Raw genomic sequence first — 25264 nt, forward strand, 5'->3', positions numbered from 1 at the left:
ACTCATCAACCTGAGACGTCACTAACCTGAGATAGGGGAAAACCGTCATGAAGGCGCTTGTCTACCAAGGCCCCGGCCGCAAGGCACTGGAGCAGCGGCCCAAGCCGGAGATCAAGGACCCCGGCGACGCCATCGTCCGCATCACCAAGACGACCATCTGCGGCACCGACCTGCATATCCTGAAGGGTGACGTGCCCACCTGCGCGCCCGGCCGCATCCTGGGCCACGAGGGGGTGGGCGTGATCGATGCGGTGGGGCCCGGGGTCACGACGTTCAGGCCGGGCGACCGCGTGCTGATTTCCTGCATCACCGCCTGCGGCACCTGCGACTACTGCCGACGCGGCATGTATTCCCACTGCCGCACCGGCGGCTGGATCCTGGGCAACGTCATCGACGGTACCCAGGCGGAATATGTGCGCATTCCCCACGCCGCCACCAGCCTCTATCCCATCCCCGACGGGGCGGATGAGGAGGCGCTGGCCATGCTGAGCGACATCCTGCCCACCGGATTCGAATGCGGGGTGCTGAACGGCAAGGTGGCGCCGGGCGCCACTGTAGCCATCGTCGGCTCGGGCCCCATCGGCCTGGCCGCGTTGCTGACGGCCCAGTTCTATTCCCCGGCCGAGATCATCATGATCGACATCGACGACAATCGGCTGGAGATCGCGCGCCGTTTCGGCGCCACCCGCACCCTGAACAGCGCGCAAACCAACGTGCCGGAGGCGGTCAGGGCCTGGACCGGCGGCATGGGCGCCGACACGGTGATCGAGGCGGTAGGCATCCCGGCCACGTTCGAGCTGTGCCAGGATCTGGTGGCGCCCGGCGGGGTCATCGCCAACGTGGGCGTGCATGGACACAAGGCCGATCTGCACCTGGACCGGCTGTGGGCACAGAACATCGCCATCACCACGCGGCTGGTGGATACCGTCAGCACGCCCATGCTGCTGAAGACCGTGCAGTCGCGGAAGCTGGACCCGTCGCTGCTGATCACCCACCGGTTCACGCTGGACGGCATCCTGTCCGCCTACGACACCTTCGGCCACGCCGCCGACAGCCATGCCCTGAAGGTGATCATCAGCCCTTGATCCCACGCCCGCCGCGACGCGACCGGAGATTGAGGTGGATCATTTTGCCAACAGCCGGGATGGTGAATGGTTGGGTCATGAACGGGTGGGCTGCCGGACGGAGTCCGGCAGCCCACCCGGCGATCGTGACAAGGACGCTTCCCATCATGTCGCGCGATGCTTCGAGGCCCGACAACCGGGCGCAACTGGCGTCCCCCGCCTATCGCCTGCCGGCGCTGGATCAGAGTTTCCTGCTGAGCGACAGCATGCGGGGCGCCCGCCTGATGCTGGAATATGAAAAGGCCGAGGAGCGGCTGCGGGACTGGGGCGTGCGCTCCACCCTGGTCGCCTTCGGCAGCGCGCGGGTTCGCGATCCGGATGGGCCGCCGGCAACGGCGGCGGAGGTGGCGCGCGTCGCGGAATTCCCCAACGCCCACCGGTGGTATGGCGAGGCCGTGGCCTTCGGCCGGCTGGCCTCCCAACGGGGCGGGGCGCTGGACGGCATTCCCGGCGGCTATCGCGACAACGTCATCGCCACCGGCGGCGGCGGCGGCCTGATGGCGGCGGTCAACCGCGGCGCGTGGGAGGCGGGCGCGCCCAGCATCGGCTTCAACATCGCCCTGCCGCATGAGCAGGAGCCCAACCCCTACACCACGCCGGAACTGACCTTCCAGTTCCATTACTTCGCCATGCGCAAGCTGCACTTCGCCATGCGGGCGGCGGGTCTGGTCATCTTCCCCGGCGGGTTTGGCACCCTGGACGAGATGTTCGAGATCCTGACCCTGCGCCAGGCGGGCAAGTCCCCCGCCATTCCCGTCGTGCTGGTGGACAGGGCCTACTGGAAACGGGTGGTGAATTTCGACGTGCTGGCCAAGACCGGCATGATCTCCCCGGCCGATTTGGAACTGTTCAGCTTCGCCGACGACGCCGTGGGCGTGTGGCGCGCCCTGCTGGCCCATGGCCTTAAGGTGCCGACGGCCCCCGCCGCGCCGCCTTCCGGAGCCTGACCATTCAAAGGCCTGTTTCCATGATCCCCACCGTCACCTTCCACGGTGCCGCCGGCACCGTTACCGGGTCCTGCACCCTGATCCGCCACGATGGCGGGGCGCTGCTGATCGATTGCGGCCTGTTCCAGGGTCCCAAGACGGTCAAGGAGCTGAACTACCGCGACTTCCCCTTCGACCCCCGCGAGCCGGCGGCGCTGGTGCTGACCCACGCCCACATCGATCACAGCGGCCTTGTGCCCAAGCTGTGCCGCCAGGGATTCAAAGGGCGCATCCACTGCACCGGGGGCACGCGGGACTTGTTGTCCTTCATGTTGCCCGACAGCGGCTTCATCCAGGAAAGCGAGGTTCAGCACCTGAACCACCGCAACCGCCAGCGCGGCCGGGCGGAGGTGCAGCCCATCTACACCCGCAAGGACGCGGAGGCCTGCCTGGACCAGTTGGAAGCGGGCGAATACGGCATCTGGATCGACGTCATGCCCGGCGTGCGGATCCGCTTCTGGGATGCGGGGCACCTGCTGGGCTCGGCTTCGGTTGAGGTCAAGGTGGCGGGCGATGGCGGGGAACAGACACTGCTGTTCTCGGGCGACCTGGGGCCGGGCGACAAGCCCTTCCACGGCCTGCCCGAAGGCCCGTCGGGCGTGGACTGGGTGTTTTGTGAATCGACCTGCGGCGGCACGCTGCGCCCGCCCGTGGACAATGAGGAACGGCGGCGCCAATTGGGCGAGGAAGTGGCAGCGGCGCTGAAGGCGGGCGGCGTGCTGCTGATCCCCGTGTTCGCGGTGGAGCGGACTCAGGAGCTGCTGTACGACCTGGCCCGGCTGATGGACGACGGGGCCCTGCCGCACACGGACATCTTCCTGGACAGCCCGCTGGCGGTGAACGTGACGGAAGTCTTCCGCCAGCACCTGCCGGACATCAATCACGCCGCCGTGGCCAATCCCTTCGACCGGCCCTATTTCCACCCCATCACGGCGGTGGAGAACAGCAAGCGCCTGAACCGTCTGGGCGGCGGCGCCATCATCATGGCGGCCAGCGGCATGTGCGACGCGGGCCGCATCCGCCATCACCTGAAGAATCATTTGTGGCAACGCAACGCCACGGTCCTGTTCGTCGGCTATCAGGCGCCGGGCACGCTGGGCCGCATCCTGACCCAGGGGGCCAGCCACGTCCGCATCCACGGCGAAGAGGTGGAGGTGCACGCCCGCATCCGCACCCTGGACAGCTACTCCGGCCACGCCGACCAGGCGGCCTTGCTGGCGTGGCTGGCGGCGCGCGGCCCCATCCGCAATGGCATCGCCCTGATGCACGGAGAGACCACGCCGCGGCAGGCGTTGGCGGACGCGCTGGCCACCCGGGACCTGTCGGTCCCGGTCCATCAGCCTGAACTGGATGAGACCATCGTCCTGCGGCCCGGCCACGCGGAGCGGAAGCCGGCCGACCAGCCGCGCCTGGCCGCCGTGCCCGAGCAGGATTGGCACAATGTCTATGCCGCCACGATCCTGGACTTGGCGGAAACGCTGCGCCATGCCGACGGCGACACGCAGCGCCTGGCCCTGCTGGACCGTATCGCCGCGCTGTTGAACCCCCAGGCCCCCAACCCGGCGCCCCCGGCCAACCCCTGAAGGAGCACCGGTCCCATGCGTTTCCTCAAGTTCCTGCTGGTGTTGATCCTGCTGGCCGGCGCCGCCGGCGGCGGCTACCTGCTGTGGCTGCGCACGCGCGGCAACGTGCTGCCGGCGGGCTTCGTCTCCGCCGACGGCCGCATCGAGGCGCAGGAGGTGGATATCGCCGCCAAGTACGCGGCCCGCGTCCTGACCATAGAGTTCGAGGAGGGGCAGCTGGTGCAAGCCGGCACCGTACTGGCCCGGCTGGACGTGCGCGATGTCCAGGCCCAATACCGCGCCGCCACCGCCGCCCTGGCACAGGCGCAGAAAAGCCGTGACCAGGCGGCCAGCCTGGTGGTGCAGCGGCAAAGCGACCTGGAGTTCGCCACCAAGGAGATGAACCGGGCCAACGAATTGTTTACCCGAGGCAACGTCTCGCAGCAGCGGGTGGACACCAACCGCAATCAGCTGAAAAGCGCCTCGGCCGCCCTGCGATCGGCCAAGAGCGGACTGAGCGCCGCCGAGGAGGCCATCCGCGCGGCGGAGGCCGATGCCGACCGGCTGCGCGACCTGGCGGACGACGGCATCCTCAAGGCACCGGTGACCGGCCGCATCCTGTACAAGCTGGCGCAACCGGGGGAGATGCTGGGCGCCGGCGGCAAGGTCGCCACCCTGCTGGACCTGTCCGACGTCTACATGACCTTCTTCCTGCCCACCGACTATGCCAACCGCGTGGCGCTGGGCGCCGACGTGCGCCTGCTGCTGGATGCCCTGCCCGGCCTGGCCATTCCCGCGTCGGTCAGCTTCGTGGCGCCGAAGGCCCAGTTCACGCCCAAGCAGGTGGAAACCCGGGCGGAGCGCGACCGCATGATGTTCCGCCTGAAGGCTCGGGTACCGCAGGCCCTGGTGACCAGCCATATCGAGCAGGTGAAGACGGGTGTCAGCGGCACGGCCTATGTCCGCCTGGATACCAAGGCCGCCTGGCCCGCCTGGCTGCAGTCACGCCTGACCACCACGGCAGCGCAATGACACCGCCCCCCGCCGTCCGCGCCACGGGCATCAGCCACCATTATGGCCGCATCCCGGCGCTGGATGCAGTGACCCTGGCGGTGCCGGCCGGCGGTACCCTGGCCCTGATCGGCCCGGATGGCGTGGGCAAGTCCACCCTGCTGGGCCTGATCGCCGGCGCCAAGCGGCTGCAGCGGGGCGGCTTGGAGGTCTTGGGCGGGGACATGGCGCGCGGGCGGGACCGCCGGCGCCTGCAGCCCCGCGTCGCCTTCATGCCCCAGGGGCTGGGCCGCAACCTCTATCCCGACCTGTCGGTGCGGGAAAACCTGGAGTTCTTCGGCAAGCTGTTCGGGCAGGGCCCGGGGGAGCGCGGCCGCCGCATCGGCCATCTGCTGGCCGCCACCGGCCTCGCCCCCTTTCCCGACCGGCCGGCGGGCAAGCTGTCGGGCGGCATGCGCCAGAAGCTGGGGCTGTGCTGCGCCCTGATCCATGATCCCGACCTGCTGATCCTGGATGAGCCGACCACCGGCGTCGACCCGTTGTCCCGCCGGCAGTTCTGGGACCTGATCGACGGCATACGGGCGGAGCGGCCGGGCATGACCCTGCTGGTCGCCACCTCCTACATGGATGAGGCCCAGCGCTTCGACAGGGCGGTGATGATGGATGGCGGCCGCATCCTGGCCGACGGCACGCCGGTCGAGCTCATGAGCCGCACCGGCACGGCCACCCTGGAAGCGGCCTTCGTCGCCCTGCTGCCGGCGGACCGGCGGGGGCCGGACGAAACCGCGGCCACCACCCCCCTGCCACCTGGCCGGCCCATCGCCATCGAGGCGCGGGAGCTGACCTGCCGCTTCGGCGATTTCGTCGCCGTGAACCGGGTCAGCTTCGCCATTCCCAAGGGGGAGATCTTCGGCTTCCTGGGCTCCAACGGCTGCGGGAAGACCACCACCATGAAGATGCTGACCGGCCTGCTGCCGGCCAGCGCCGGCACGCCCCTGCTGTTCGGCCAGCCGGTCGATCCCGGCGACCTCGCCACCCGCCGGCGGGTGGGCTACATGGCCCAGTCCTTCTCGCTCTACGGCGACCTGTCGGTGGCGCAGAACCTGGATCTGCACGCCACGTTGTTCGGGCTCACGGGCGGCGCGGCGCAGGCGCGCATCGCCGAGGTGGTGGCCGATTTCGGCCTCGCCCCCTACCTGCCCGCCCTGGCGGACAGCTTGCCGCTGGGCGTGCGCCAGCGCCTGTCGCTGGCCGTGTCCGTGCTGCACAAGCCCGAAGTCCTGATTCTGGACGAACCCACCTCGGGCGTAGACCCGGTGGCCCGCGACGCCTTCTGGCGGCAGCTGACCACCCTGTCGCGCGACCAGGGGGTCACCATCTTCGTCTCCACCCATTACATGAACGAGGCCGCGCGCTGCGACCGCGTCGCCTTCATGCAGGCCGGCCGCGTGCTGGCGGTGGGCGCGCCGGACGACCTGCGCCGGGCCAAGGACGCCGCCAGCCTGGACGACGCCTTCGTCGCCTACATGCGGGAGAGCGCCCCGGATGAGGCGCCGGCACCCGCGCCGGCGGCGGCATCGCCCACGCCGACCGCGATGGCGGACGCCGGCGCCTTTTCCCTGCGGCGGCTGTCGGCCTATGCTCTGCGCGAGGGGTTGGAACTGCGCCGCGACCCGGTTCGCCTGACCGTCGCCCTGCTGGGCACGCTGTTGCTGATGGTGGTCTTCGGCTTCGGCATCAACTTCGATGTCGAGAACCTGCGCTATACCATCTTGGACCGCGACCACAGCCCCCTGTCGCGCACGGTGGTGGAGGCATTCTCCAGTTCCCGCTACTTCGAGGGAACACCACCCGCCGCCGACGCGGCCCAGGCTTTGAGGCGCCTGCAGGCCAATGACGTCGCCCTGGTGGTCGATATCCCGCCCGACTTCGGCCGCGACGTGAAGAAGGGCACGCCGGCGGAGATCGCCGTCCGCATCGACGGCGCCATGCCCTTCCGGGCGGAAACCATCCAGGGCTATGTCGCCGGCCTGTTCATCCGGCTGCGGCAGGATCTGGCGGCGGAGGCTGGTGTCGAGGACCCGCCCGGATTGAACCTCATTCCGCGTTTCCGCTACAACCAGGCCTTCCGGTCCGCCGACGCCATGGTGCCCTCCGTCATCGGCCTGCTGCTGGTCTTCATCCCGTCCATCCTGACCGCCCTGGGCGTGGTGCGGGAGAAGGAGCTGGGGTCCATCACCAACCTGTACGTGACGCCGGTGTCGCGGCTGGAATTCCTGCTGGGCAAGCAGCTGCCCTACATCGCCATCGCCTTCTTCAACTACACCATCATGGTGGTGATGGCGCTGGTCATCTTCCACGTGCCCCTGAAGGGCAGCCTCTTGGGCCTCAGTCTGGGGGCGCTGGCCTACGTCATGGCCACCACCGCGCTGGGCCTGCTGGTGTCCTGCTTCGTCAGCACACAGACCGCCGCCGTCTTCGGCACAGCCATCGCCACCATGCTGCCGGCCATCCAGTTCTCCGGCATGATGCAGCCCGTCTCAACCCTGTCGGGCATGCCCCATCTGCTGGGCGCCATCTTCCCCACCACCTACTTCGTGAAGACGGTGGTGGGCGCCTTCACCAAGGGGCTGTCGCTGGCGGAGCTGACACCCTTCATCCTGTCGCTGCTGGCCTTCTTCCCTGTCCTGGTGCTGACGGCGGCCGTGCTGCTGCGCAAGCAGGAGGCGTGAGCCCCATGGCCGCCTTCCGCAATCTGCTGACCCTGGCACGCAAGGAACTGGCCGGTCTGTTGCGCGACCGCTTCATGCTGTTCTTCGTGCTCTACGCCTTCACCGGCATGATCTACCTGCAGGCCACGGGCATCAGCCACGAGCTGCGCAACGCCTCCATCGCCATCGTGGATGAGGACCAGTCGCCCCTGGCGCTGCGGCTCCGCTCCGCCTTCCGCGCGCCGGACTTCCAGGCCCCCGCCCTCATCGGCAAAGGCGAGGTCGACCGCGCCATGGCCGACGCGCGCTACACCTTCGTGCTGGACGTGCCGCCGGACTTCCAAGCCGACCTGCTGGCCGGCCGCGGGGCGGAGCTGCAGATCCTGGTGGACGCCACCGCCATGATGCAGGCCGGCATCGGCGCCGCGCAGATCCAATCGGTGCTGAGCGATGAGGTCACACGCTTCCTGGCGCGGGACAAGACCACCACCGTCCCCGACGCAGTCAGCGCCCAGCTGCGCTTCGCCTTCAACCAGACGCTGGAAACGACGCGCTTCACCGGCTTGATGGCCATCCTGTTCAACGTCACCATGCTGTCGGTCCTGCTGACCGGCGCGGCCGTCATCCGCGAGCGGGAGCACGGCACGCTGGAGCATCTGCTGGTCATGCCCGTGCGCCCGCTGGAGATCATGGGCGCCAAGGTGTTGGCCAACGGCCTGGTGGTGCTGGGCATGACGGCGCTTTCCCTGGCGCTGATCATTCGGTGGGCGCTGGGCATCCACCTTGCCGGGTCCCTGCCCCTGTTCCTGGCCGGCACCGCCGTCTACCTGTTCTTCACCACCGCCCTGGGCATCTTCCTGGCCACGGTGGCGCGGTCCATGCCGCAGCTGGGCCTGCTGTTCATCCTGATCGTCCTGCCCCTGAACCTGCTGTCGGGCGGCAACACGCCGCTGGAGAGCATGCCCGTTTGGCTGCAGCGGATCATGCAGTTCTCCCCCGCCACCCAGTTCGTGGCCTTCGCCCAGGCCATCCTTTACCGGGGGGCGGACATCACCCTGGTCTGGCGCCATTTCGCCGCCGTCGCCGGTATGGGCGCGCTGTTCTTCTGCCTCAGCCTGTGGCGCTTCCGCCGTCACCTGGCGGCGGTGCGCTGACCGTCAAGGCACCAGGACCGCAGCCCCGCGCACCTGCCCGGCCCGCAGGTCCTGGATCGCCCGGTTGGCCTGGGACAAGGGATAGGACGTCACCTCCGGCCGGATGCCCGCCAGGGGCACCACGCGCAGGAAATCCAGCGCGTCGGCCCGCGTCAGATTGGCGACCGAGACCAGCTGGCGTTCCCCCCACAGCAGGGTATAGGGAAAGGCGGGGATGTCGCTCATGTGGATGCCGGCGCAGACCACCCGCCCGCCCTTGCGCACAGCCGCCAGCGCCGCCGGCACCAGCGCACCCACCGGGGCGTAGAGGATAGCCGCATCCAGGGGCTCGGGCGGCGGCTCCTCCGACGAGCCGGCCCAGGCAGCGCCCAGGGTGAGGGCGAACTCCTGCGCGGCCAGGTCGCCGGGCCGGGTGAAGACGAACACCTCCGCACCCTGCCAGCGGGCGGCCTGAAGGATGATGTGCCCGGCAGCGCCAAAGCCATAAAGGCCCAGCTTGCGATGCGGGCCGGCCATCACCAGCGAGCGCCAGCCGATGAGACCGGCGCACAGCAGCGGGGCCACCACGGTGTCGGCCAGGTCGATGCCGTCCAAAGGATAGACGTAGCGCGCCTCCGCCACGGCCAGCGTGGCGAAGCCGCCATCGCGGGTATAGCCGGTGAAGGCGGGCCGGTCGCAGAGGTTCTCATGACCCGCCAGGCAATAAGGGCAGCGCCGGCAACTGTGCGCCAGCCAGCCCACGCCCACGCGCTGGCCCAGGCTGAGATCGACGACCCCCGGACCCAGCCGGTCGATGACGCCTACGATCTCATGGCCTGGAACGCGGGGCAGGCCGCCCGGCGGCAGGTCGCCGTCAATCAGGTGAAGGTCGGTGCGGCAGATGCCGCAGGCCCGGACGACGAGGCGGACTTCGCCTGGCCCCGGTTCCGGATCGGGCAAATCCCGTTCCTTCAGCGCCCCCGTCCCGTCCCAGACCATGGCACGCATGACGTTCCTCCTGTCTGGCCCTCCGTCTGGACGGCTCCCCGGCCTCCCTAGTGGACGCCGTTTCCGCATCCCCGCATTGATCGGCCGCAATCCGGACCGGAATCGCCGCTGTCTTGACGCATCACAAGGAGGCCCGAGCCTTCACATGGTCCCGTAGGCCAGCAACCGACACACATGGGATGGAGGTTCTGATGGTACGCGTCGCTTTGGTCACAGGCGGGGTCACCGGCATAGGGGCCGCCGTCTGTCTCGCCTTGAAGGCCGCCGGCCACACCGTGGTGGCCACCTGCGCGCCCGCGGACGAGGCGATGGCAGCGACCTTTCAGCAGGCGACGGGCCTGCCGACGGTCTTCTGGGATGTCGCCGACTATGCCGCCTGCGCCGACGGCGTGGCGGGGGTCACCGCGGCGCACGGCCCCATCGACATCCTGGTCAACAACGCCGGCATCACCCGCGACGCCATGCTGCACAAGATGACGCCAGAGCAATGGCGGGCCGTGATCGATGTCGACCTGGGCGGCTGCTTCAACATGTGCCGCGCCGTCATCGAAAGCATGCGCGAGCGCCGTTATGGCCGCATCATCAACATCAGTTCGGTCAACGCCCTGTCGGGCCAGGCCGGGCAGACCAATTACGCCGCCGCCAAGGCCGGCCTGATCGGTTTCACCAAGGCGCTGGCGCTGGAGGGGGCGTCGCGCAACATCACCGTCAACGCCGTGGCCCCGGGCTACACCAAGACCGCCATGGTCGAGGCGGTGCCTGCCGACATCCTGCAGACCATCGTCAACGGCATCCCGGCCAAGCGGCTGGCCCAGCCGGAGGAGATCGCCCGCGCCGTGGCCTTCCTGGCCGCCGACGACACCGGCTTCATCACCGGCGAGACCCTGTCTGTGAACGGCGGCAAGTATATGCAGTGAGGGCCGGCAAGCGGTCGGACGGGGCGGCCGGGGGCCGCCCCGTCGCTTTTCAGCCGCGTGGGCCTGGGGCGGCTTTCAGCCGCGTGGGCCTGGGGCGGCTTTCAGCCGCGCGGGCCGGGGGCGGCGGGGGGCCCCAGCGCCTCCACCGTCACATGCAGCAGCCGCCCGACGCCTTCGGCGTAATCCCGGCTGGCCTTGACCGCGAAAGCCTGGCCGAAGCGCTGCAGATCCAGCGGTGTATGGCATGCCGACAGGGCCTTGCACGCCTCGCAGTCCTCGTGGAAGCGGCCTTCCCAAAGCCGCACCATCTCCTGGACGGTGCCCAGCATGCCCTGGGTCCAGCGTCCATAGACGTTGTGGATGTCTTCCAGCCAGGCGACGTTGCCGGCGAACATCTCTTCCATGACCCCTTTCGCCAGATCCTCGGCCGGACTGAAGGGTTGCTTAGCGTCAGGCATGATGACCTCCGTCTCTTTGAGTGTGGATGTCCAGCGGACCAGGCCCTGTGAGATGCGGCGGACTTGACGCGCCCGGACCGGATGGTGCGGTACCGCCGCGCCGGGCCAAGGCCGGCAGATCAGTGGCCAGCGAGGCCAAGACCATCAGGTCCCTGGCGGCGATGACGCCGACCAGGCGGCCGTGGTCCAGGACCCATAGCCGATGCCGCCCGGCCTCGCCCAGCCGGCGGAAGGCATCGACCACGCTGGCGTCGGCGGCGATGAAGTCCGGCTCCCCGCACGGCACCATGATGTCGCGGACCGGGGTCGCGGACCATTCGTCGGGCGCCAGGGTGGCCACTTGCGGGATGCCGACGACGCCCATGACGCGGCCATCCCAGACCACCGGAAAGCTGCGGTGGTGATAGCGGTAGACATAGCGGGTGAGGAAATCACCGACGACGGCCTGCGGACTGACGAAAATGGGATCCGGCGTCATGACATCGGCCACGCGCATCCCGCCCAGGACCGTGCGCACCTGCATGTCCCGGTAGCCGCTCGCGGCGGCGTTCCGAAGGAACATGCCGATGACCACCCCCCACAAGCCGCCCATGACATCGCCGGTCGCGGTGTTCCAGAAGCCCAGCGCGATGAGGAACAGGCCGAACAGGTCACCGCAGGCCGCCGCGACCTGGGTGGCCCAGGCATAGTCGCCCCGCAGCCGCCACAGCGCCGCCCGCAGCACCCGGCCGCCGTCCAGCGGGAAGGCGGGCACCAGGTTGAACAGCGCCAGATAGGCGTTGAGCTGGCCCAGATAGGCGAGGGTCGCGGCGGCCGCCGGCCAGCCGCCCAGAAGGGGAAACGGCTGCGACACCGCCCAGCAGGCGAGAGCGATGACGCCGCTGGCGGCGGGGCCCGCGATCGCCACCAGGAACTCGTGCGACGCCTTATCGGGCTCGTCCGCGATTTCGGCCACGCCGCCGAAGACGAACAGGGTGATGCCGTTGATTCGCATGCCGAACGCGCGCGCCACCACGCTGTGCGCCAGTTCATGCAGCAGGATGCAGACGAACAGGCCCAGCGTCCCCGCCACCGCCATCCACAGATAGACCGGGCGCGGCATGCCGGGAAGCAGCGCGGGGAACACCCCCGCCGCCAGCGACCACCCGATCAAGGCGGCCACGAAGAACCAGGACAGGTCCACGAAAATGGGAATGCCGAGCACCCGCGGCAGTGTGAGCCGAGCTGAGGCCATGACTCCTCCCCTTCCCGGCCCGCCGATGGGGAAGGCCCCCTCGCGGGCCATGACGGCACTATGCGCCCATGCCGACGCGGGCGCCTTGCGATGCATCAAGGCCGCCGCCACCACGGCTGCCATGATGAGGCCGGCCGGCCCCATGCCGCGGACCGGCGATAGGAGGCACCCCATGACCGCCGCCGTCCCCGCCCCGCGCCCTGCCCCGGCCCGCCGTCCGGCATCGATCCGGCCGATGACGACGGTCCCGACGCCCCCACCCCCGCCCGCCGCCGATGCCGATCCGGATTTTCGCGCCCTCGACCGCGCCCTGCGCGCCACGGCGGCGCGGATGACGCAGGGACTCTCGCCATCGGTGCTGCTGGAGGCATGGACGGACTGGGCCTTGCACCTGTCGGCCAGCCCCGGGCGGCGTCTGGGCTGGGCACTGGCGGCAGCGGACGCCGCCGGGCAATTCGCCGTGTGGCTGGGGCAAGCGTCCGTCGCGGGCGATGCCGCACTCCTGGTCGATCCGCAACCCGGTGACCATCGCTTCGCCGACCCCGTCTGGCGGCAATGGCCCCATGTGGCCGTGGCCCAAGCCTATCTGCTGGGGGAAAAACTGTTGCTGGACGCCGCCCATCGCGTGCCCGGCGTGGCGCGCCGGCATGAGGACGAACTGGCTTTCCTCTTCAGCCAGTGGGCCGACATCCTGTCGCCCACCAACCTGCCCTGGCTGAACCCGGTCATCATGGGCCGCACGCTGCAGGAAGGGGGTGCCAACCTGGCGCGCGGCTGGCTGAACTGGCTGGAGGACGCCGGCCGCCTGATGAAGGGTGCGCCGCCGGCCGGCGCGGAGGAGTTCCAGGTGGGACGCGACGTGGCGTTGACGCCGGGTTCGGTCATCTACCGCAACCGGCTGATGGAGGTCATCCAATACGCGCCGGCCACGCCCACCGTCCATGCGGAGCCGATGCTGATCGTCCCCGCCTGGATCATGAAGTACTACATCCTGGACCTGCGGCCGGAGAATTCGCTGGTGCGCTGGCTGGTTGGGCGCGGCCATACCGTCTTCATGGTGTCCTGGAAGAACCCCGATGCCGGCGACCGGGATTTGAGCCTGGATGATTACCGCCGCCTGGGGGTCATGGCGGCCCTGGACGCGGTCACCGCCGCCGTCCCGGGTCAGCGGATCCACGCCTGCGGCTATTGCCTGGGCGGCACCATCCTGTCCATCGCCGCCGCCACCATGGCCCGCGACGGGGACGACAGGCTGGCCAGCCTGTCCCTGCTGGCGGCCCAGACCGATTTCGCCGAGGCCGGCGAACTGATGCTGTTCCTGGATGAGCGCCAGGTCAGCCTGCTGGAGGACCTGATGTGGACGCAGGGCTATCTCAGCGGCGGCCAGATGTCCGGCGCCTTCCAGTTGCTGCGCCCCAACGACCTGATCTGGTCGCGCTTCATCCGCGACTATCTGCTGGGCGATCGCGAGCCCATGACCGATCTGATGGCCTGGAACGCCGACGCCACACGCATGCCGGCGCGCATGCACGGCGAATACCTGCGCGGCCTGTTCCTGGAAAACCGCCTGTCCGCCGGCCGCTTCGCCGTGGACGGGCGGGTGGTCGCGCTGCGCGACATCAAGGTGCCGATCTTCGCCCTGGGCACCGCGCGCGACCATGTCGCCCCCTGGCGTTCGGTCTACAAGGTCAACCTGTTCAGCGACACCGCCGTCACCTTCACCCTGGTATCCGGCGGGCACAACGTGGGCATCGTCAACCCGCCGGCGGCGGAGCGCGGCGGCTATCAGATCCTCACCCGCCAGCCGGATCAGCGGTACATCGATCCCGACACCTGGGCGGCCTCGGCACCCAGCCACGGCGGCTCCTGGTGGCCGGCATGGGAGGCGTGGTTGCGCGACACGGGAAAGGCGGCCCAGGTGGCGCCGCCGCGACCATCAACAACGCTATGTCCAGCACCCGGTGAGTACGTGCGCCAGACGTAAGGAACCGAAACCCTCCGGACGCCGGGTGGCGCCCGGAGGATTCCCTGGGCCGGACCTCGTCCGACCCTCACCATCCGTTGGTCAGGACGATCTTGCCACGCGCGCGGCCGGACGCCTGATGGTGGAACGCCGTCACGGCATCGCGGCCAGGCACCGTCCGGTCGATCAAAACCTCGACCCCGGCGGCGACCTTGTCCATGACGGCCGCCAACCGGGCGGCATCCGACCTGTGGAAGACGAACGCCGCCTCCACGCCGTGCGCCTTCGCGAAGGCCCCGTCCGGCGGGGCGGCGATGGAGGCCAGGAAACCGCCGGCGCGCAGCAGCTCATAGGATCGGGCCTGCGTCTCGCCGCCGATGGTGTCCAGGACCACGTCCACGTCGGAAACGCGCTTGGTGAAATCCTGGTTGCGGTAGTCGATCACGAGATCGGCGCCTAAGCGTTCCGCGATGGCGATACCGTTGCCGGAAGCGGTCGCCACCACCCGCGCGCCGGCCTGGCGGGCGAACTGGATGGCGAAGCTGCCGACCCCGCCCGCGCCAGCGTGGATAAGCACCGTCCGCCCGGCACCCAGCCCGGCGACCTCGAACAGCGCTTGCCAGGCCGTGCCGGCGGCCGTCGGGGCGCCGGCGGCCCGCTCGAAGCTGACGGTGTCGGCCAGGCGCACCAGCTGGTCGGCCGGAACCACCGCGAACTCCGCCAGCGCGCCGCCGCTGGTCGGCGCCGTTCGCGCCACGACCCGGTCACCGGCGCTCCAGCCCGACACGCCATCGCCCAAGGCCTCGATGGTGCCGCTCAGGTCGCTTCCCAGCGTGTAGGGGAAGGCCAACGGGAAGAAGGCCTCCATATAGCCGCGCTGCAGCTTCACATCGAGCGGGTTCAGGCTGGCGGCCGCGACGCGCACCAGCACCTCGCCGGCACCGGGCCGGGGCATATCGACGGTATCGATGACCGGATCCGCCGCGTAGCCGTGGATACGAAACGCCTTCATTCCGCCTTCTCCCCGGCGCGCTTCTCCCCGGTGCCCAAGGCGCCCACCTGATGCAGCCAGCCGAACCAGTCCTCCAGGTGCCAGGTATGGGTGACGCGCCCATCCCGCACATAATGGAACTCGTGGATCGGGATGGTGAAACGGACGCCGGTCGGCGCCACGCCGAACCATTCACCCTGATGGGTGCCCGTGATCTCAGCGCGCACGGCCGCCCGGCCCGGCGCGCCGATCAGCTCGTGGATGGTGATGCGCACGTCGGGGAAGGCGGCGCTGAAGGCGTGGACCAGCGGCTTCATGCCCTCGCGGCCGGCGGCCTGGCCGGGCGCGAGGGGAATGTCCTGCCAGTCCGGGGCCAGCGCCCCGTCGAGAAGGTCGGGATCATGGTCGGAAAAGGCGCGGTAGAGCGTTTCGATCGCAATGCGATCCCGCTCGGCGAGCCCGTTCGATGTGACGATAGGGTCTTGCGACATGGGGTTGTCTCCTTGTTGACGCCCCCTAAAATTAGGGAGGCGAACAACATTCTTGAAATCGATAGTCTGTATGTGGAAACATCCATGGTATGGATTTACACGGCATCGATCTCAACCTGCTCGTCGCCTTCGACGCGCTGATGGCGGAGCGGAGCGTCACGCGGGCGGGCAAGCGGATAGGGCGCACCCAGCCGGCGATGAGCGCCGCGCTGGCGCGGTTGCGCGCGCTGTTCGAGGATGAGTTGTTCGTCCGCAGCCCGTCGGGGCTGCAACCCACCCAGCGCGCCAGCGACCTGGCGGAACCCCTGGGCCGGGCGCTGGCCGAGATCAGCCGGACACTGGAGTTCACCCAGCGCTTCAACCCCGCCACGTCGTCGCAGGCGTTCACGCTGGCGCTGTCCGACCATCCGGCCCTGGTGCTGCTGCCGCGGCTGACCGAAGCCCTGCGGGAACGGGCGCCCAATGTGACGCTGCGCATCAACGCCTTCACCCACCGGGACGATGCCGTCGCCATCCTGGACGCCGGCGACGCCGACCTGACGATCAGCGTCCCGCCCCGCCAGCCGGTGGGCGGCCGCATCCTCAGCCAGCCGCTGTTTGAGGAACGCTTCGTCTGCATCGTGCGGCGTGGCCATCCGGCCGCCTCGGGGGCGCTGGACCTGCCGACATTCCTCAGCCTGTCCCACCTTCTCGTCTCGCCGGAAGGGGAACGGTTCGGCCAGGTCGACGCCGCGCTGGCGGCGATGGGCCTCCGCCGCCGCATCGCCTTGTCGCTGCCGCAGATGTACGCGGCCCCTCCCCTGGTGGCCCGCTCCGACCTCATCGCCACCCTCATGGAAGGCGCGGTCAACGCGTCTGCCGCGCGTGACGATTTGCTGATCCTGCCGCCGCCGGTCACGCTGGGCACCGTGTCGTTCGCCATGTCCTGGCACCGCAGGAACGACGCTCACCCCGTCCAGCGCTGGCTTCGCGAGACGCTGTCGAGCCTATATGTGGTCCAGCCCGCGCAGGGCTGATCATCGAAGCCAGCCGCATTTTCCAAATTTGGAATTCGGACTGCCATTTTCTTGTATTTCTTTCCGAAATCGGCAGGGCCAAGCTGGCGTCACGACATAGATGACGCCCGCCCCCGGTTCTCTCGCGCCCCGTCAAGGCGCCGCAGCCGCCGCGAGGCTGATCAACACGGCACCACCACCAACCGACACGGCGCCGCGCCCCTTCGGCCCCGCACGCGCCGTCGCATCTTCAGGAGAGAAAGATGAAATACAAGACATTGGGGAATACCGGCCTTCTGGTCTCACAGCTGTGCCTCGGGACCATGACGTTCAGCGACGGGACCGGCGTCTACGAGCATATCGGCAACGTCGGCCAGTCGGACGCCGATGATCTGGTCAAGGCCAGCATCGACGCCGGCATCAACTTCTTCGACACGGCGGATGTCTATTCGGCCGGCGCCAGCGAGCGCACGCTGGGCCAGTCGTTCAAGAATCTGGGGATTCCCCGGAATGAGGTCGTGCTGGCGACGAAGGTCTACAGCCGGATGGGCCAGGGTCGGAATGACGTCGGCGCGTCGCGCGGCCACATCATGGACGCCGTCGAGGCCAGCCTGCGCCGCCTCCAGACCGATCACATCGACCTGTATCAAATCCACGCCACCGACACCTTGACACCGGTGGAGGAGACGCTGCGCGCGCTCGATGATTTGGTCCGGCAGGGCAAGGTCCGTTACCTGGGCGTGTCCAACTGGCAGGCGTGGCGGATCGCGACGGCGCTCGGCATTTCCGCGCGCCTCAACCTCGAGCGGTTCAACACGCTGCAGGCCTATTACTCGATCGCCGGGCGTGACCTGGAGCGTGAACTCAAGCCGCTGCTGGAGGCGGAGAAGATGGGCCTGCTGGTGTGGAGCCCGCTGGCCGGCGGCCTGCTGTCCGGCAAGTTCAGCCGCGAGAACCAGTCGCCGGAGGGGTCGCGGCGCTCGTCGTTCGACTTCCCCATCGTCGACAAGGAACGGGCCTGGACTGTCATCGACGCGCTGAAACCCATCGCGGCGGCGCACGGCTGCAGCCCGGCCCGCATCGCGCTGGCGTGGCTGCTGGCCAAGCCGGTCGTGACCTCGGTCATCGTCGGCGCCAAGCGGCTCAGCCAGTTGCAGGACAATATCGCCGCGACCGGCATCGTGCTGAGCGACGACGAAATCGCGGCGCTCGACGCCGTCAGCGAGTTGCCGCCGGAATACCCCGGCTGGATGCTCGCCACCCAGGGTTCCGACCGGATGGGGCCTGTCGACCTGTGGGCCGACAAGATATCCCAGACGTCGTGATCAATGCGCGGGAGGCACCGGAGCCGGCGCCTCCCGTCCGCGTTCGCCGGCGAAGAAGCAGGCCAAGCTAACGCCCCGAAAGCTCGGGGTTGGCCCGCATCACTTCCTCGGTCAGGAAGTCGCCGACGGCCCGCACCCGGGCGGACGCGACAAGGTCGGCATGGGTCACCAGCCAGACCTCGGCACTGAACATCTGATCGGGCGGAATGACCCTGATGAAGTCCTCCCTCACGGTCAGGAAGTCCGGGATGACGGCCAGGCCCAGGCCGGCGCGAACGGCGGCGATCTGGGAGGGCAGGCTGCTGGTGACCAGCGCGACCTTGCAGCCCGGGTATTCCCGCGCGAGCCAAGCCGCGGCCGGCATGAAGGCGTGGCCGTCGTCCCAGGTGATGAAGTGCCGCCCGCCCAGCGGCTCGCCGGCTATGGCAGGGTGGCGTTCAATGTAATCCCTGCTGCCGTAGACCGAGTAGGTCATGTGGCCCACGCGCCTCACCGTCAGGTTGCCGCGTGTCGGCCGCACGACGCGAAGCGCTATGTCCGCCTCGCGTCTTCCAAGCTCAGCCGTGACGGTGCTGGTGATGATCTCCAGGCAGATGCCCGGGTAGCGGTCCCGGAACGCCGGCAGGGCGGGAATGATGAGGTCCGTTGCCAGATTTTCGGACGTCGCGAGCCGGACGGTTCCCACCGGGGTCTTGTCGAGACCCGCGGCACCGCGTTCCAACGCCAGGATGCTGTCTTCGACCCGCTCGGCGTGCCCCAGCATCTCGCGCCCCTCGTCGGTGAGGAAGTAGCCGGTCTGATGCCGCTGGAAGAGAGCCATGCCGATGCTCTCCTCGAATTCGGCGATGCGGCGACCGACGGTGGACTGGCTCACCCCAAGGTCGGCGGACGTTCGGGTGAGGCTTCCGGTCCGCGCCACGGCCAGAAAATATTTGAGGTCGTTCCAGTCCATGCCCGTCATGCCCAGCCGCGTTATTGAGGGGCGCCGGCCTTCACCCCTGGAGCAAGGACGGACGCGAAGACCACCCGCTTGAACTGCTCGATGGGGTGTGGGGACCTGTCCACCTTCATGCGCATCATAGCGCCCTCCCAAGACGCGAGAAGGAAAGTCGCGACGTCGCCGGCGTCCAGATCGTCCCGGATCTCACCCGCTTCCTGGCCGGCCTGTATAGCCTCGGCGAACGCGTCGGTGAGGGCGCGGCAAACCTCGACCAAATGAGCGCGTAGCACCTCGCTCTGTTCCGGCAACTCGAGACTCATGTTGCCGACAAGGCAGCCGTATCGCCAGCCCGCCGCTTCCAGCCGTTCGGTGATGGCATCGAAATAGGCGCGCAACCGTTCGACGGCCGGCCGGCCGTTATCGCGCAACGTGCCGTCCATGATCGCCTGTGTGCGCTCATGGTAGCGATCGAGGATGGTGGCGGCGAAAGCCTCCTTCGATCGGAAATGGTTGGTGAAGCAGCCCTGGGGGACGCCGGCGTCACTGGTGATCTCGCGCACGCCGGCACCGGCGTATCCGCGCTCGTGCAGCGTACGCACCCCGGACTCGATGATTTTTTCGCGAAGGGACGGTCTGGCCATTGCTAATAAATACAGTTGGACGTATTGCTTGGCAAGCGCAGTTCCGCCGGCGGCCCCTGAACGCTCACGGTTCCCCCGCATGAAGGTGCTCAGCGCGACAATCCAGAAAGGCGAGAGATATGGCGATCATTGACGACACCCGTGCGGCGCTGGACGCGGCGGGCAGAACACTTGCCGAAGCGGGCCCGGTCTACATGGTCAATCTGGTGCGCTATCGGGACCAGGCCACCTATGAGGCCACCTTTGAAGCGGCCTCCGACCTGCCGCCCTGCTCGGGTAGCGAGGCCTATTTCCAGCGGTATGCCCGCGCCTTCCAAACTATCGCGCGGGGCGAGGACTATTCGGTTTTCTGGGTTGGCAATGTCCGTGGGGTGCTGGTGGGCGTCGCTGGCGAAGCCTGGGACGATATCGTCATCGTCCGTTATGCGAGCTTCGCCACACTGCGCCGAATTCTCGAAAACCCGGCCTACGCGGAGCAGGCCGCGCCACACCGGCACGCTGCGCTCGCCGATTGGAAATTCATGGTCACGACGCAGCCCGAGCTGCCACGGTGAGCAGGCCCCCGCCCCTACCCGCGCCCAACGGAGCGCCGGAAAGGCGCCCCTGGGGCCCGTCAGGCTGCCGCCGTTCCGGCATCCGCGGCGATGGTGGTAATCAGATGGCCGTGCGGATCAACCTCCGTAACGCAATCCGGCCCCACCGCGAAAGTCGACTCCCGCTCCTCGAACAGGGCGGCGCCGACGATGCGCACGCCGGGCGCCAGAGTGTAGCGGTCGTAGATCGCCGTGTCAACCGGGCCGAAATCCGGGAAGTCGACCCGCCGGTGGCCCCGCAGCGGCTCCGCCCCCTCTTCCCGCGTCCGGGTCAGGCTGATCGGCTGGATGGGCAGCGAGGCGGAGAGGCGCCATCCGACCACCTCGACCGGCATGCCCTGGGCCGCCCGGCCGAAACGGGCGCGATAGGCCGCGCCGAAGGCTTCGTGCAGCGCCCCACCGTCACCGGCGGCGATCGCCTCCGCCGGGATGCCGACCGACACCTCGAAGCCCTGGCCGACATAGCGCATGTCGGCATAGAGCCTGGTCCGCATGGACACGGTGGCGGCACTGGCCGCGTCCAGCAGACGCCGGGCCTGGTCCGCCATGTCGGCGATCAGTCCCCGCACATGGGGCCAGTCCAGCCGGGCCACCGGCGATACGTGCCCGCGCACGAAATCGACCGTGGGTGGCGCCACCAGGAAGCCGAACGCCGAGATGACCCCCGCCCCAGGAGGCACGATCAGTTGCCTGACCTTCAGCAGCTTGGCCAGACCGTAGGCATGGACAGGGCCCGCGCCGCCGAAGGCGATCATGGCGTAGTCGCGCGGATCCTTGCCGTTCTCGGCCAGGTGCATGCGGGTGGCCCCGGCCATACTCTCGTTGACGACGGCCTGGATGCCGCGCGCGGCCCCGGGGGTGTCGATGCCCAGCGCCCGGCCCAGCCGGCTTTCCATCGCGTCGCCGGCCGCCGCGTCGCGCAGGCCCATCTCGCCCCCCAGGAAATAGGCGGGATCGAGATACCCCAGCATCAGGTCGGCGTCGGTCACCGTCGGCTCCGTCCCGCCGCGTCCGTAGCAGACCGGGCCGGGCACGGAGCCGGCGCTGCGCGGCCCCACCTTGAGCAGGCCCAGGGCGTCCAGCCCGGCGATGGAACCGCCGCCGGCGCCGATCTCGATCATATCGACGACCGTGACCTTCAGCGGCAGCCCCGACCCCTGCTTGAAGCGGTGCAGGCGGCCCGCCTCGAAGTCATGCTTGATGTGGGGCGCGTAATCCTCCACCAGGCACATCTTGGCCGTGGTCCCGCCCATGTCGAATGAAATCACCCGCCGCTGTCCCGTCTCGCGGGCGATGTGCGCGGCCGCCATGGCGCCGGCGGCCGGCCCGGACTCGATGAGGCGCACCGGGAAATTCTTGGCGTCCCCTATGGTGGTGATGCCGCCGCTGGACAACATGATGTACAGCTCGCCCGCGAAGCCCAGGACGCGCAAATCATCGACCAGCCGGTCCAGATAGCCGTGCACGCGGGGCTGGACATAGGCGTTGACGCAGGTGGTGTTGGTCCGTTCGTACTCGCGGATCTCCGGCGCGACCTCGGCGGACAACGAGACCAGCAAGTCGGGATAGAGCGCCCGCACCGCCTGGCGCGCCGCCAGCTCGTGCGCCGGGTTGCGGTAGGAATGCAGGAAGGCGATGGCCAGGGCCTCGATGCCCTCTTCCTCCACCAGGTGGCGGACGGCGTCGCGCACCGCCTGCTCGTCCAGCGGCATGAACTCGCCACCATCGGCCTTCAATCGCCCGGGGATGTCCAGCCGCAGGTGACGTGGCACCAGGACGGGCACGGGTTCCAGCGCCAGATCGTCCACGTCGTACCGGATCTCCCGTCCCATCTCCAGGATGTCGCGGAAGCCTTCCGAGGCCAGCAGGCCGATCTTGGCGCCGGTCCGTTCCAGCACCGTGTTGGTGATCAGGGTCGTCCCGTGGACGATGCTGTGGATCTGGTCGATGGTCGAGTTGGTCTCCGCCAGCAGGCGGACGATGCCCTCGACGATGGCCCGGCCCGGCTGATCGGGGGTGGTCAGGCGCTTGCCGGTGGCGCTGAGGCCGCGGGCCTCGTCATGCAGGACGAAATCGGTAAACGTGCCGCCGATGTCGACGCCGATGCGGATGGTCTTCTGCTTCATCACTTCAGTCCAAGGGCCAGAGCTTGCATGGGGTAATCGCGGCGTACGGCGTCGGTGGTCACCACGCCCCGCTTCAGATCGGTCTCGATGGCCGCGACCGGCCGGTCAGCCGGCGGTCCATAGCCACCGCCCCCGGGGAAGGACAGCGTCACGCTTTCGCCCGGCTGGATGAGGGAGCGTGACTTCATGGGCACGGTGCGCCCGTCCCGATGGGCGGCCAGCGCCGGCGCCCCGGAACCACCCCCCATGACGCCCAGCGCCGGGTGGCGCTCACGATCCCCCAGCAGCACCATCTGGATGGGTGTCGCGGCGGCGTTCAGGATTTCGCAGTCCTGGCCCAGGCCGCCGCGCTGGCGGCCCGCCCCACCGGAGTCCGGCCGAAACGCCTTGCGCAGAAACAGCAGCGGCGACACCGTCTCCATGGCCTCGACGCTGCCGGCGCCGGAATTGGTGGGGAAGGCGGTGGTGGACAGGCCGTCCCGCTCCGCCGAGGCGCCCATGCCGGCGCTGGCGAACAACAGCTGGCCGAAGCGCCCCCCGTCGGCGGCGCGCCCACTGAAATGCGCGCGCAAGGCCGGCGCCCCGCCGCTGTCGGCCACCACCCGCTCCGGCATCAGGGGCGACAGCGCCTGGAACAGGGCGCAGGACAGCAGGTGCCCCGTCAGGTGGCGCGCCATGACCGGCGCCGGTGCGGTGGGGTTGAGGATGGTTCCGGCCGGCGCCGTCACCCGGATGGGGCGGTAGGAACCCTCATTGCGCCGCGTGAAGGGGTCCAGCAGGCACTTCAACGGATAGATGGTGTAGGCGCGGGTATAGTTGAGCGTCGAATTGATCGCATACGCCACCTGGGGGGAGGAGCCGTCGTAATCGACGGTGATGTCGTCGCCGGCGATGGTCACCGCGCAGGCGATGCGCGTCGGCTGGTCCACCACGCCATCGGCCTCGATGGCGCCGCGATAAACGCCGTCGGGCAAGCCGGCGATGGCCGCGCGCATGGCCCGCTCCGCCAGGCCGGTCACGGCGCGGCCCAGCCGTTTGAAGTCAGGCTCGCCCGTATCCTCCAGGAACTCCACCGCCCGGCGTCGGCACACCTCGTTCGCGTTGACCTGCGCCTCGATGTCGCCGAACACGATATCCTTGAGGCGGATGTTGGCCAGCAGCAGCTGCACCAGATCGTCATTCAGCTGCCCCGCGCGATAAAGCCGTACCGGGGGGATCAGCACGCCTTCCTCGATCAGCTCGGTCGGGCCCTCCTTGAAGGTGCCGCCGATATCGGGCGCATGGGCGGCGGAACCGGAGAACCCGACCAGCGCGCCACGGTGGAAGATGGGGGCGACCACGACGATGTCCGGCAGATGGCCCGTGCCGATCCAGGGATCGTTGGTCATGACCACGTCGCCCTCGCGCCATGTTGATGCCGGGAAGCGGTCCAGCATGGCGCGGGCGGCGCGCCCGACCAGGGCGGCGAAGGCCGGGATCCCCAGGGTGCACTCACCGATGGTCTCGCCGTCCGCATCCATGAGGACGGTGACGTAGTCGTTGGATTCACGGATCACGGTGGAGAAGGAGGTGCGCAGCAGCGTCGCCGCGGCCTCATCGGCGATGGCGATCAGCCGGCTCCACCAGATTTCCAGGGTAATGGGGTTGATCTCGCTGTCGATCATGCTGGGTCCTTCACACGAGAGAGGGGCGCGGGATCGGACGCGCGCTGCGCCGCCGCGTTATCCGCCGCCACCAAGGACAGGGTCGAACGATAGGATCGGCGGCCGGCGGCGAGGATGAGCGCCGCCACGGCGAAGCCGCCGGGGGCGACGATGGCGATGGACCGGCCGATCATCATCGGGTCATGGAAGACGTGATCGTTCAGCACGCCGACCAGCAGCGGCCCGAAAGTCGCCGCCAGCAGGTTGGAGCTGGCGATGTAGCAGGCCGACGCGATGGCCCGCATGCGGTTGGGCACCAGTTCGGCCAGACTGGCCTGGACCAGGCCGAAGTTGAAACCGACCACGAACTGGATGGAGCCGATGGCGACCAGCGCCACGGCCTGGTCGGCGATCGCCATGACCAGGCTGGCGACCGCGCAGAAGGCCGCCGAACCGGTGCCGACGATCAGCTTGCCGTCCTTCCGGCCCGCACGGGTCAGGGCGTCGGCCAGCAGGGCGCCGACGATGGCGCCGAGCGGGCTCAGCACCAGGGTCATGCCCCCCAGCTTCTGGCCCGTGGGGCCCAGCGCCCAGCCATGGACGCGGACGAAAAAGGTGGGGGCCCAGGACGCCAGGGTCGAGGCCGCCATGCTGGTGGTGGCGAAGCCGCCGACCGTGGTCAGCAGGGCCGCCTTCTTGCGGGAGAACTCCGCCAGCACCTGGCGCAGGCTGGCCGTGGCCTCCGACCGCCGGCCGTCATCCGTCAGGCGCGCCGGCTCCCGCACCGTCAGCAGCAGCGGCACCATGAGGAGCCCGGCGGCACCCAGGATGATGAAGACCAGCCGCCACGGCTCCGTCTGGCCGGCATCCTCATGGCCGAAATATTTCAGCAGCGTGCCGCCAAGGCCGAGCGCCAGCCCGCTGCCGAAGAAGACCCCCATGGAATAGATGCTGAGCGCCCGGGTCCGCGCCCCCGGCGTGAAGTAATCGGCGATCAGGGACACGGCGGCCGGCGCCAGGGCCGCCTCGCCGATGGCGACGCAAATCCGCGCGCCGAACAGTTGCGGCATGTTTTGCGCCAGGCCGCACGCCGCCGTGGCGGCGCACCAGACGACCAGCCCGGCCAGCGTCAGGTTGCGACGGTGCCGTGTATCCGCGACACGCGCCAGGGGAAAGCCGAACAGCGTGTAGAAGACGGCGAAGGCCGCACCCTGCAGCAGACCAAGCTGCGTGTCGTTGAGGTCAAAGCTCTTCTGGATCGGGCCGACCAGAAGCTGCAACAGGGCCCGATCCATGTAGCTGAACGTGAAACATAGGCACATCACAACGGCGACATACCAGGAATACGCGGTGTCCCGGCGATGCAGGGCGGCCTGCCTGCCCATTTGCGTCCTCCCGATTTTATTATTGTG

General features: G+C 69.0%; 21 protein-coding genes. 11 read left to right on the forward strand and 10 right to left on the reverse strand.

Going from position 1 to position 25264, the window contains the following annotated elements; all coding sequences use genetic code 11:
- Positions 1 to 47 precede the first annotated feature (47 nt).
- From FBZ89_RS13240 to FBZ89_RS13265, 6 genes are all read left to right on the forward strand, one after another.
- Positions 48 to 1085, forward strand: coding sequence for a zinc-dependent alcohol dehydrogenase family protein (locus FBZ89_RS13240; protein ID WP_145750442.1), 1038 nt, complete (start codon positions 48 to 50; stop codon positions 1083 to 1085).
- A gap of 146 nt (positions 1086 to 1231) precedes the next feature.
- Complete coding sequence (locus FBZ89_RS13245; protein WP_145750443.1) at positions 1232 to 2071, forward strand: LOG family protein; 840 nt, start codon at positions 1232 to 1234, stop codon at positions 2069 to 2071.
- A 20-nt stretch (positions 2072 to 2091) separates the two neighbouring features.
- Positions 2092 to 3693: an MBL fold metallo-hydrolase gene (locus FBZ89_RS13250; RefSeq protein WP_246172176.1), complete on the forward strand. Its 1602-nt coding sequence runs from the start codon at positions 2092 to 2094 to the stop codon at positions 3691 to 3693.
- Between the two features lie 15 nt (positions 3694 to 3708).
- Complete coding sequence (locus FBZ89_RS13255) at positions 3709 to 4704, forward strand: HlyD family secretion protein (protein ID WP_145750447.1); 996 nt, start codon at positions 3709 to 3711, stop codon at positions 4702 to 4704.
- Positions 4701 to 7415 (forward strand): ribosome-associated ATPase/putative transporter RbbA, encoded by a 2715-nt coding sequence (rbbA, locus tag FBZ89_RS13260; RefSeq protein WP_145750448.1) that lies wholly within the window; start codon positions 4701 to 4703, stop codon positions 7413 to 7415. The genes FBZ89_RS13255 and rbbA overlap by 4 nt, the downstream gene beginning before the upstream one ends.
- A 5-nt stretch (positions 7416 to 7420) precedes the next feature.
- Positions 7421 to 8548, forward strand: coding sequence for an ABC transporter permease (locus tag FBZ89_RS13265; protein WP_145750449.1), 1128 nt, complete (start codon positions 7421 to 7423; stop codon positions 8546 to 8548).
- A gap of 3 nt (positions 8549 to 8551) precedes the next feature.
- On the opposite strand, the gene FBZ89_RS13270 is transcribed toward FBZ89_RS13265, so the two are convergent.
- Positions 8552 to 9535: a zinc-dependent alcohol dehydrogenase family protein gene (locus tag FBZ89_RS13270; RefSeq protein ID WP_145750451.1), complete on the reverse strand. Its 984-nt coding sequence runs from the start codon at positions 9533 to 9535 to the stop codon at positions 8552 to 8554.
- 191 nt (positions 9536 to 9726) lie between these two features.
- Here FBZ89_RS13270 and phbB point away from each other — a divergent pair, with 191 nt between their 5' ends.
- Positions 9727 to 10452: an acetoacetyl-CoA reductase gene (phbB, locus tag FBZ89_RS13275; protein WP_145750452.1), complete on the forward strand. Its 726-nt coding sequence runs from the start codon at positions 9727 to 9729 to the stop codon at positions 10450 to 10452.
- A gap of 101 nt (positions 10453 to 10553) precedes the next feature.
- Here phbB and FBZ89_RS13280 read toward each other — a convergent pair whose 3' ends face one another.
- Both FBZ89_RS13280 and FBZ89_RS13285 read right to left on the reverse strand, forming a co-directional pair.
- Positions 10554 to 10910, reverse strand: a complete 357-nt coding sequence (locus FBZ89_RS13280) for a hypothetical protein (protein WP_145750454.1) — start codon at positions 10908 to 10910, stop codon at positions 10554 to 10556.
- Positions 10903 to 12144, reverse strand: coding sequence for a site-2 protease family protein (locus tag FBZ89_RS13285; RefSeq protein ID WP_186457344.1), 1242 nt, complete (start codon positions 12142 to 12144; stop codon positions 10903 to 10905). Before FBZ89_RS13285 ends, FBZ89_RS13280 begins: the two co-directional genes overlap by 8 nt.
- Before the next feature lie 172 nt (positions 12145 to 12316).
- On the opposite strand from FBZ89_RS13285, the gene FBZ89_RS13290 reads away from it, so the two are divergent.
- Complete coding sequence (locus FBZ89_RS13290) at positions 12317 to 14128, forward strand: PHA/PHB synthase family protein (RefSeq protein ID WP_246172177.1); 1812 nt, start codon at positions 12317 to 12319, stop codon at positions 14126 to 14128.
- 67 nt (positions 14129 to 14195) lie between these two features.
- On the opposite strand, the gene FBZ89_RS13295 is transcribed toward FBZ89_RS13290, so the two are convergent.
- Positions 14196 to 15119 carry an NADP-dependent oxidoreductase gene (locus FBZ89_RS13295; RefSeq protein ID WP_145750458.1) on the reverse strand — a complete coding sequence of 308 codons (924 nt, stop codon included), beginning with the start codon at positions 15117 to 15119 and terminating at the stop codon, positions 14196 to 14198.
- A complete protein-coding gene (locus FBZ89_RS13300) occupies positions 15116 to 15589 on the reverse strand; it encodes an ester cyclase (protein ID WP_145750459.1) in 474 nt (157 codons plus the stop codon). The genes FBZ89_RS13295 and FBZ89_RS13300 overlap by 4 nt, the downstream gene beginning before the upstream one ends.
- Positions 15590 to 15678: 89 nt before the next feature.
- Between FBZ89_RS13300 and FBZ89_RS13305 the strand changes: the two genes are divergently transcribed.
- A complete protein-coding gene (locus FBZ89_RS13305; RefSeq protein ID WP_145750460.1) occupies positions 15679 to 16605 on the forward strand; it encodes a LysR family transcriptional regulator in 927 nt (308 codons plus the stop codon).
- Between the two features lie 242 nt (positions 16606 to 16847).
- Positions 16848 to 17909, forward strand: a complete 1062-nt coding sequence (locus tag FBZ89_RS13310) for an aldo/keto reductase (protein WP_145750461.1) — start codon at positions 16848 to 16850, stop codon at positions 17907 to 17909.
- A gap of 67 nt (positions 17910 to 17976) precedes the next feature.
- On the opposite strand, the gene FBZ89_RS13315 is transcribed toward FBZ89_RS13310, so the two are convergent.
- Both FBZ89_RS13315 and FBZ89_RS13320 read right to left on the reverse strand, forming a co-directional pair.
- On the reverse strand, positions 17977 to 18870 hold the full coding sequence (locus FBZ89_RS13315) for a LysR family transcriptional regulator (protein WP_246172178.1): 894 nt from the start codon (positions 18868 to 18870) through the stop codon (positions 17977 to 17979).
- A gap of 11 nt (positions 18871 to 18881) precedes the next feature.
- Positions 18882 to 19571, reverse strand: coding sequence for a TetR/AcrR family transcriptional regulator (locus FBZ89_RS13320; protein WP_211115217.1), 690 nt, complete (start codon positions 19569 to 19571; stop codon positions 18882 to 18884).
- Between the two features lie 38 nt (positions 19572 to 19609).
- Between FBZ89_RS13320 and FBZ89_RS13325 the strand changes: the two genes are divergently transcribed.
- Positions 19610 to 20044 (forward strand): DUF1330 domain-containing protein, encoded by a 435-nt coding sequence (locus FBZ89_RS13325; RefSeq protein ID WP_145750462.1) that lies wholly within the window; start codon positions 19610 to 19612, stop codon positions 20042 to 20044.
- A 59-nt stretch (positions 20045 to 20103) separates the two neighbouring features.
- On the opposite strand, the gene FBZ89_RS13330 is transcribed toward FBZ89_RS13325, so the two are convergent.
- Genes FBZ89_RS13330 through FBZ89_RS13340 form a run of 3 tightly spaced genes read right to left on the reverse strand, consistent with a single transcriptional unit; the run spans position 20104 to position 25237 of the window.
- On the reverse strand, positions 20104 to 22209 hold the full coding sequence (locus FBZ89_RS13330) for a hydantoinase/oxoprolinase family protein (protein WP_145750463.1): 2106 nt from the start codon (positions 22207 to 22209) through the stop codon (positions 20104 to 20106).
- Entirely contained in the window at positions 22209 to 23873 is a 1665-nt protein-coding gene (locus tag FBZ89_RS13335) for a hydantoinase B/oxoprolinase family protein (protein WP_145750464.1), read from the reverse strand. Before FBZ89_RS13335 ends, FBZ89_RS13330 begins: the two co-directional genes overlap by 1 nt.
- The gene (locus FBZ89_RS13340) at positions 23870 to 25237 is read right to left on the reverse strand and encodes a spinster family MFS transporter (RefSeq protein WP_145750465.1); all 1368 of its coding nucleotides are present in this window, start codon (positions 25235 to 25237) and stop codon (positions 23870 to 23872) included. Before FBZ89_RS13340 ends, FBZ89_RS13335 begins: the two co-directional genes overlap by 4 nt.
- Between the last annotated feature and the right edge of the window lie 27 nt (positions 25238 to 25264).

The sequence above is a fragment of the Nitrospirillum amazonense genome (assembly GCF_007828045.1).
Taxonomy (GTDB): Bacteria; Pseudomonadota; Alphaproteobacteria; order Azospirillales; family Azospirillaceae; genus Nitrospirillum; species Nitrospirillum amazonense_C.

Coding starts and splice junctions, on each gene's coding strand:
- FBZ89_RS13270 (WP_145750451.1), bottom strand. CDS start 9,535: ATGCGTGCCATGGTCTGGGACGGGACGGGGGCGCTGAAGGAACGGGAT.
- phbB (WP_145750452.1), top strand. CDS start 9,727: ATGGTACGCGTCGCTTTGGTCACAGGCGGGGTCACCGGCATAGGGGCC.
- FBZ89_RS13285 (WP_186457344.1), bottom strand. CDS start 12,144: ATGGCCTCAGCTCGGCTCACACTGCCGCGGGTGCTCGGCATTCCCATT.
- FBZ89_RS13305 (WP_145750460.1), top strand. CDS start 15,679: ATGGATTTACACGGCATCGATCTCAACCTGCTCGTCGCCTTCGACGCG.
- FBZ89_RS13330 (WP_145750463.1), bottom strand. CDS start 22,209: ATGAAGCAGAAGACCATCCGCATCGGCGTCGACATCGGCGGCACGTTT.
- FBZ89_RS13315 (WP_246172178.1), bottom strand. CDS start 18,870: ATGACGGGCATGGACTGGAACGACCTCAAATATTTTCTGGCCGTGGCG.
- FBZ89_RS13295 (WP_145750458.1), bottom strand. CDS start 15,119: ATGAAGGCGTTTCGTATCCACGGCTACGCGGCGGATCCGGTCATCGAT.
- FBZ89_RS13290 (WP_246172177.1), top strand. CDS start 12,317: ATGACCGCCGCCGTCCCCGCCCCGCGCCCTGCCCCGGCCCGCCGTCCG.
- rbbA (WP_145750448.1), top strand. CDS start 4,701: ATGACACCGCCCCCCGCCGTCCGCGCCACGGGCATCAGCCACCATTAT.
- FBZ89_RS13335 (WP_145750464.1), bottom strand. CDS start 23,873: ATGATCGACAGCGAGATCAACCCCATTACCCTGGAAATCTGGTGGAGC.
- FBZ89_RS13325 (WP_145750462.1), top strand. CDS start 19,610: ATGGCGATCATTGACGACACCCGTGCGGCGCTGGACGCGGCGGGCAGA.
- FBZ89_RS13340 (WP_145750465.1), bottom strand. CDS start 25,237: ATGGGCAGGCAGGCCGCCCTGCATCGCCGGGACACCGCGTATTCCTGG.
- FBZ89_RS13245 (WP_145750443.1), top strand. CDS start 1,232: ATGTCGCGCGATGCTTCGAGGCCCGACAACCGGGCGCAACTGGCGTCC.
- FBZ89_RS13265 (WP_145750449.1), top strand. CDS start 7,421: ATGGCCGCCTTCCGCAATCTGCTGACCCTGGCACGCAAGGAACTGGCC.
- FBZ89_RS13300 (WP_145750459.1), bottom strand. CDS start 15,589: ATGTCGCAAGACCCTATCGTCACATCGAACGGGCTCGCCGAGCGGGAT.
- FBZ89_RS13310 (WP_145750461.1), top strand. CDS start 16,848: ATGAAATACAAGACATTGGGGAATACCGGCCTTCTGGTCTCACAGCTG.
- FBZ89_RS13255 (WP_145750447.1), top strand. CDS start 3,709: ATGCGTTTCCTCAAGTTCCTGCTGGTGTTGATCCTGCTGGCCGGCGCC.
- FBZ89_RS13250 (WP_246172176.1), top strand. CDS start 2,092: ATGATCCCCACCGTCACCTTCCACGGTGCCGCCGGCACCGTTACCGGG.
- FBZ89_RS13320 (WP_211115217.1), bottom strand. CDS start 19,571: ATGCGGGGGAACCGTGAGCGTTCAGGGGCCGCCGGCGGAACTGCGCTT.
- FBZ89_RS13280 (WP_145750454.1), bottom strand. CDS start 10,910: ATGCCTGACGCTAAGCAACCCTTCAGTCCGGCCGAGGATCTGGCGAAA.
- FBZ89_RS13240 (WP_145750442.1), top strand. CDS start 48: ATGAAGGCGCTTGTCTACCAAGGCCCCGGCCGCAAGGCACTGGAGCAG.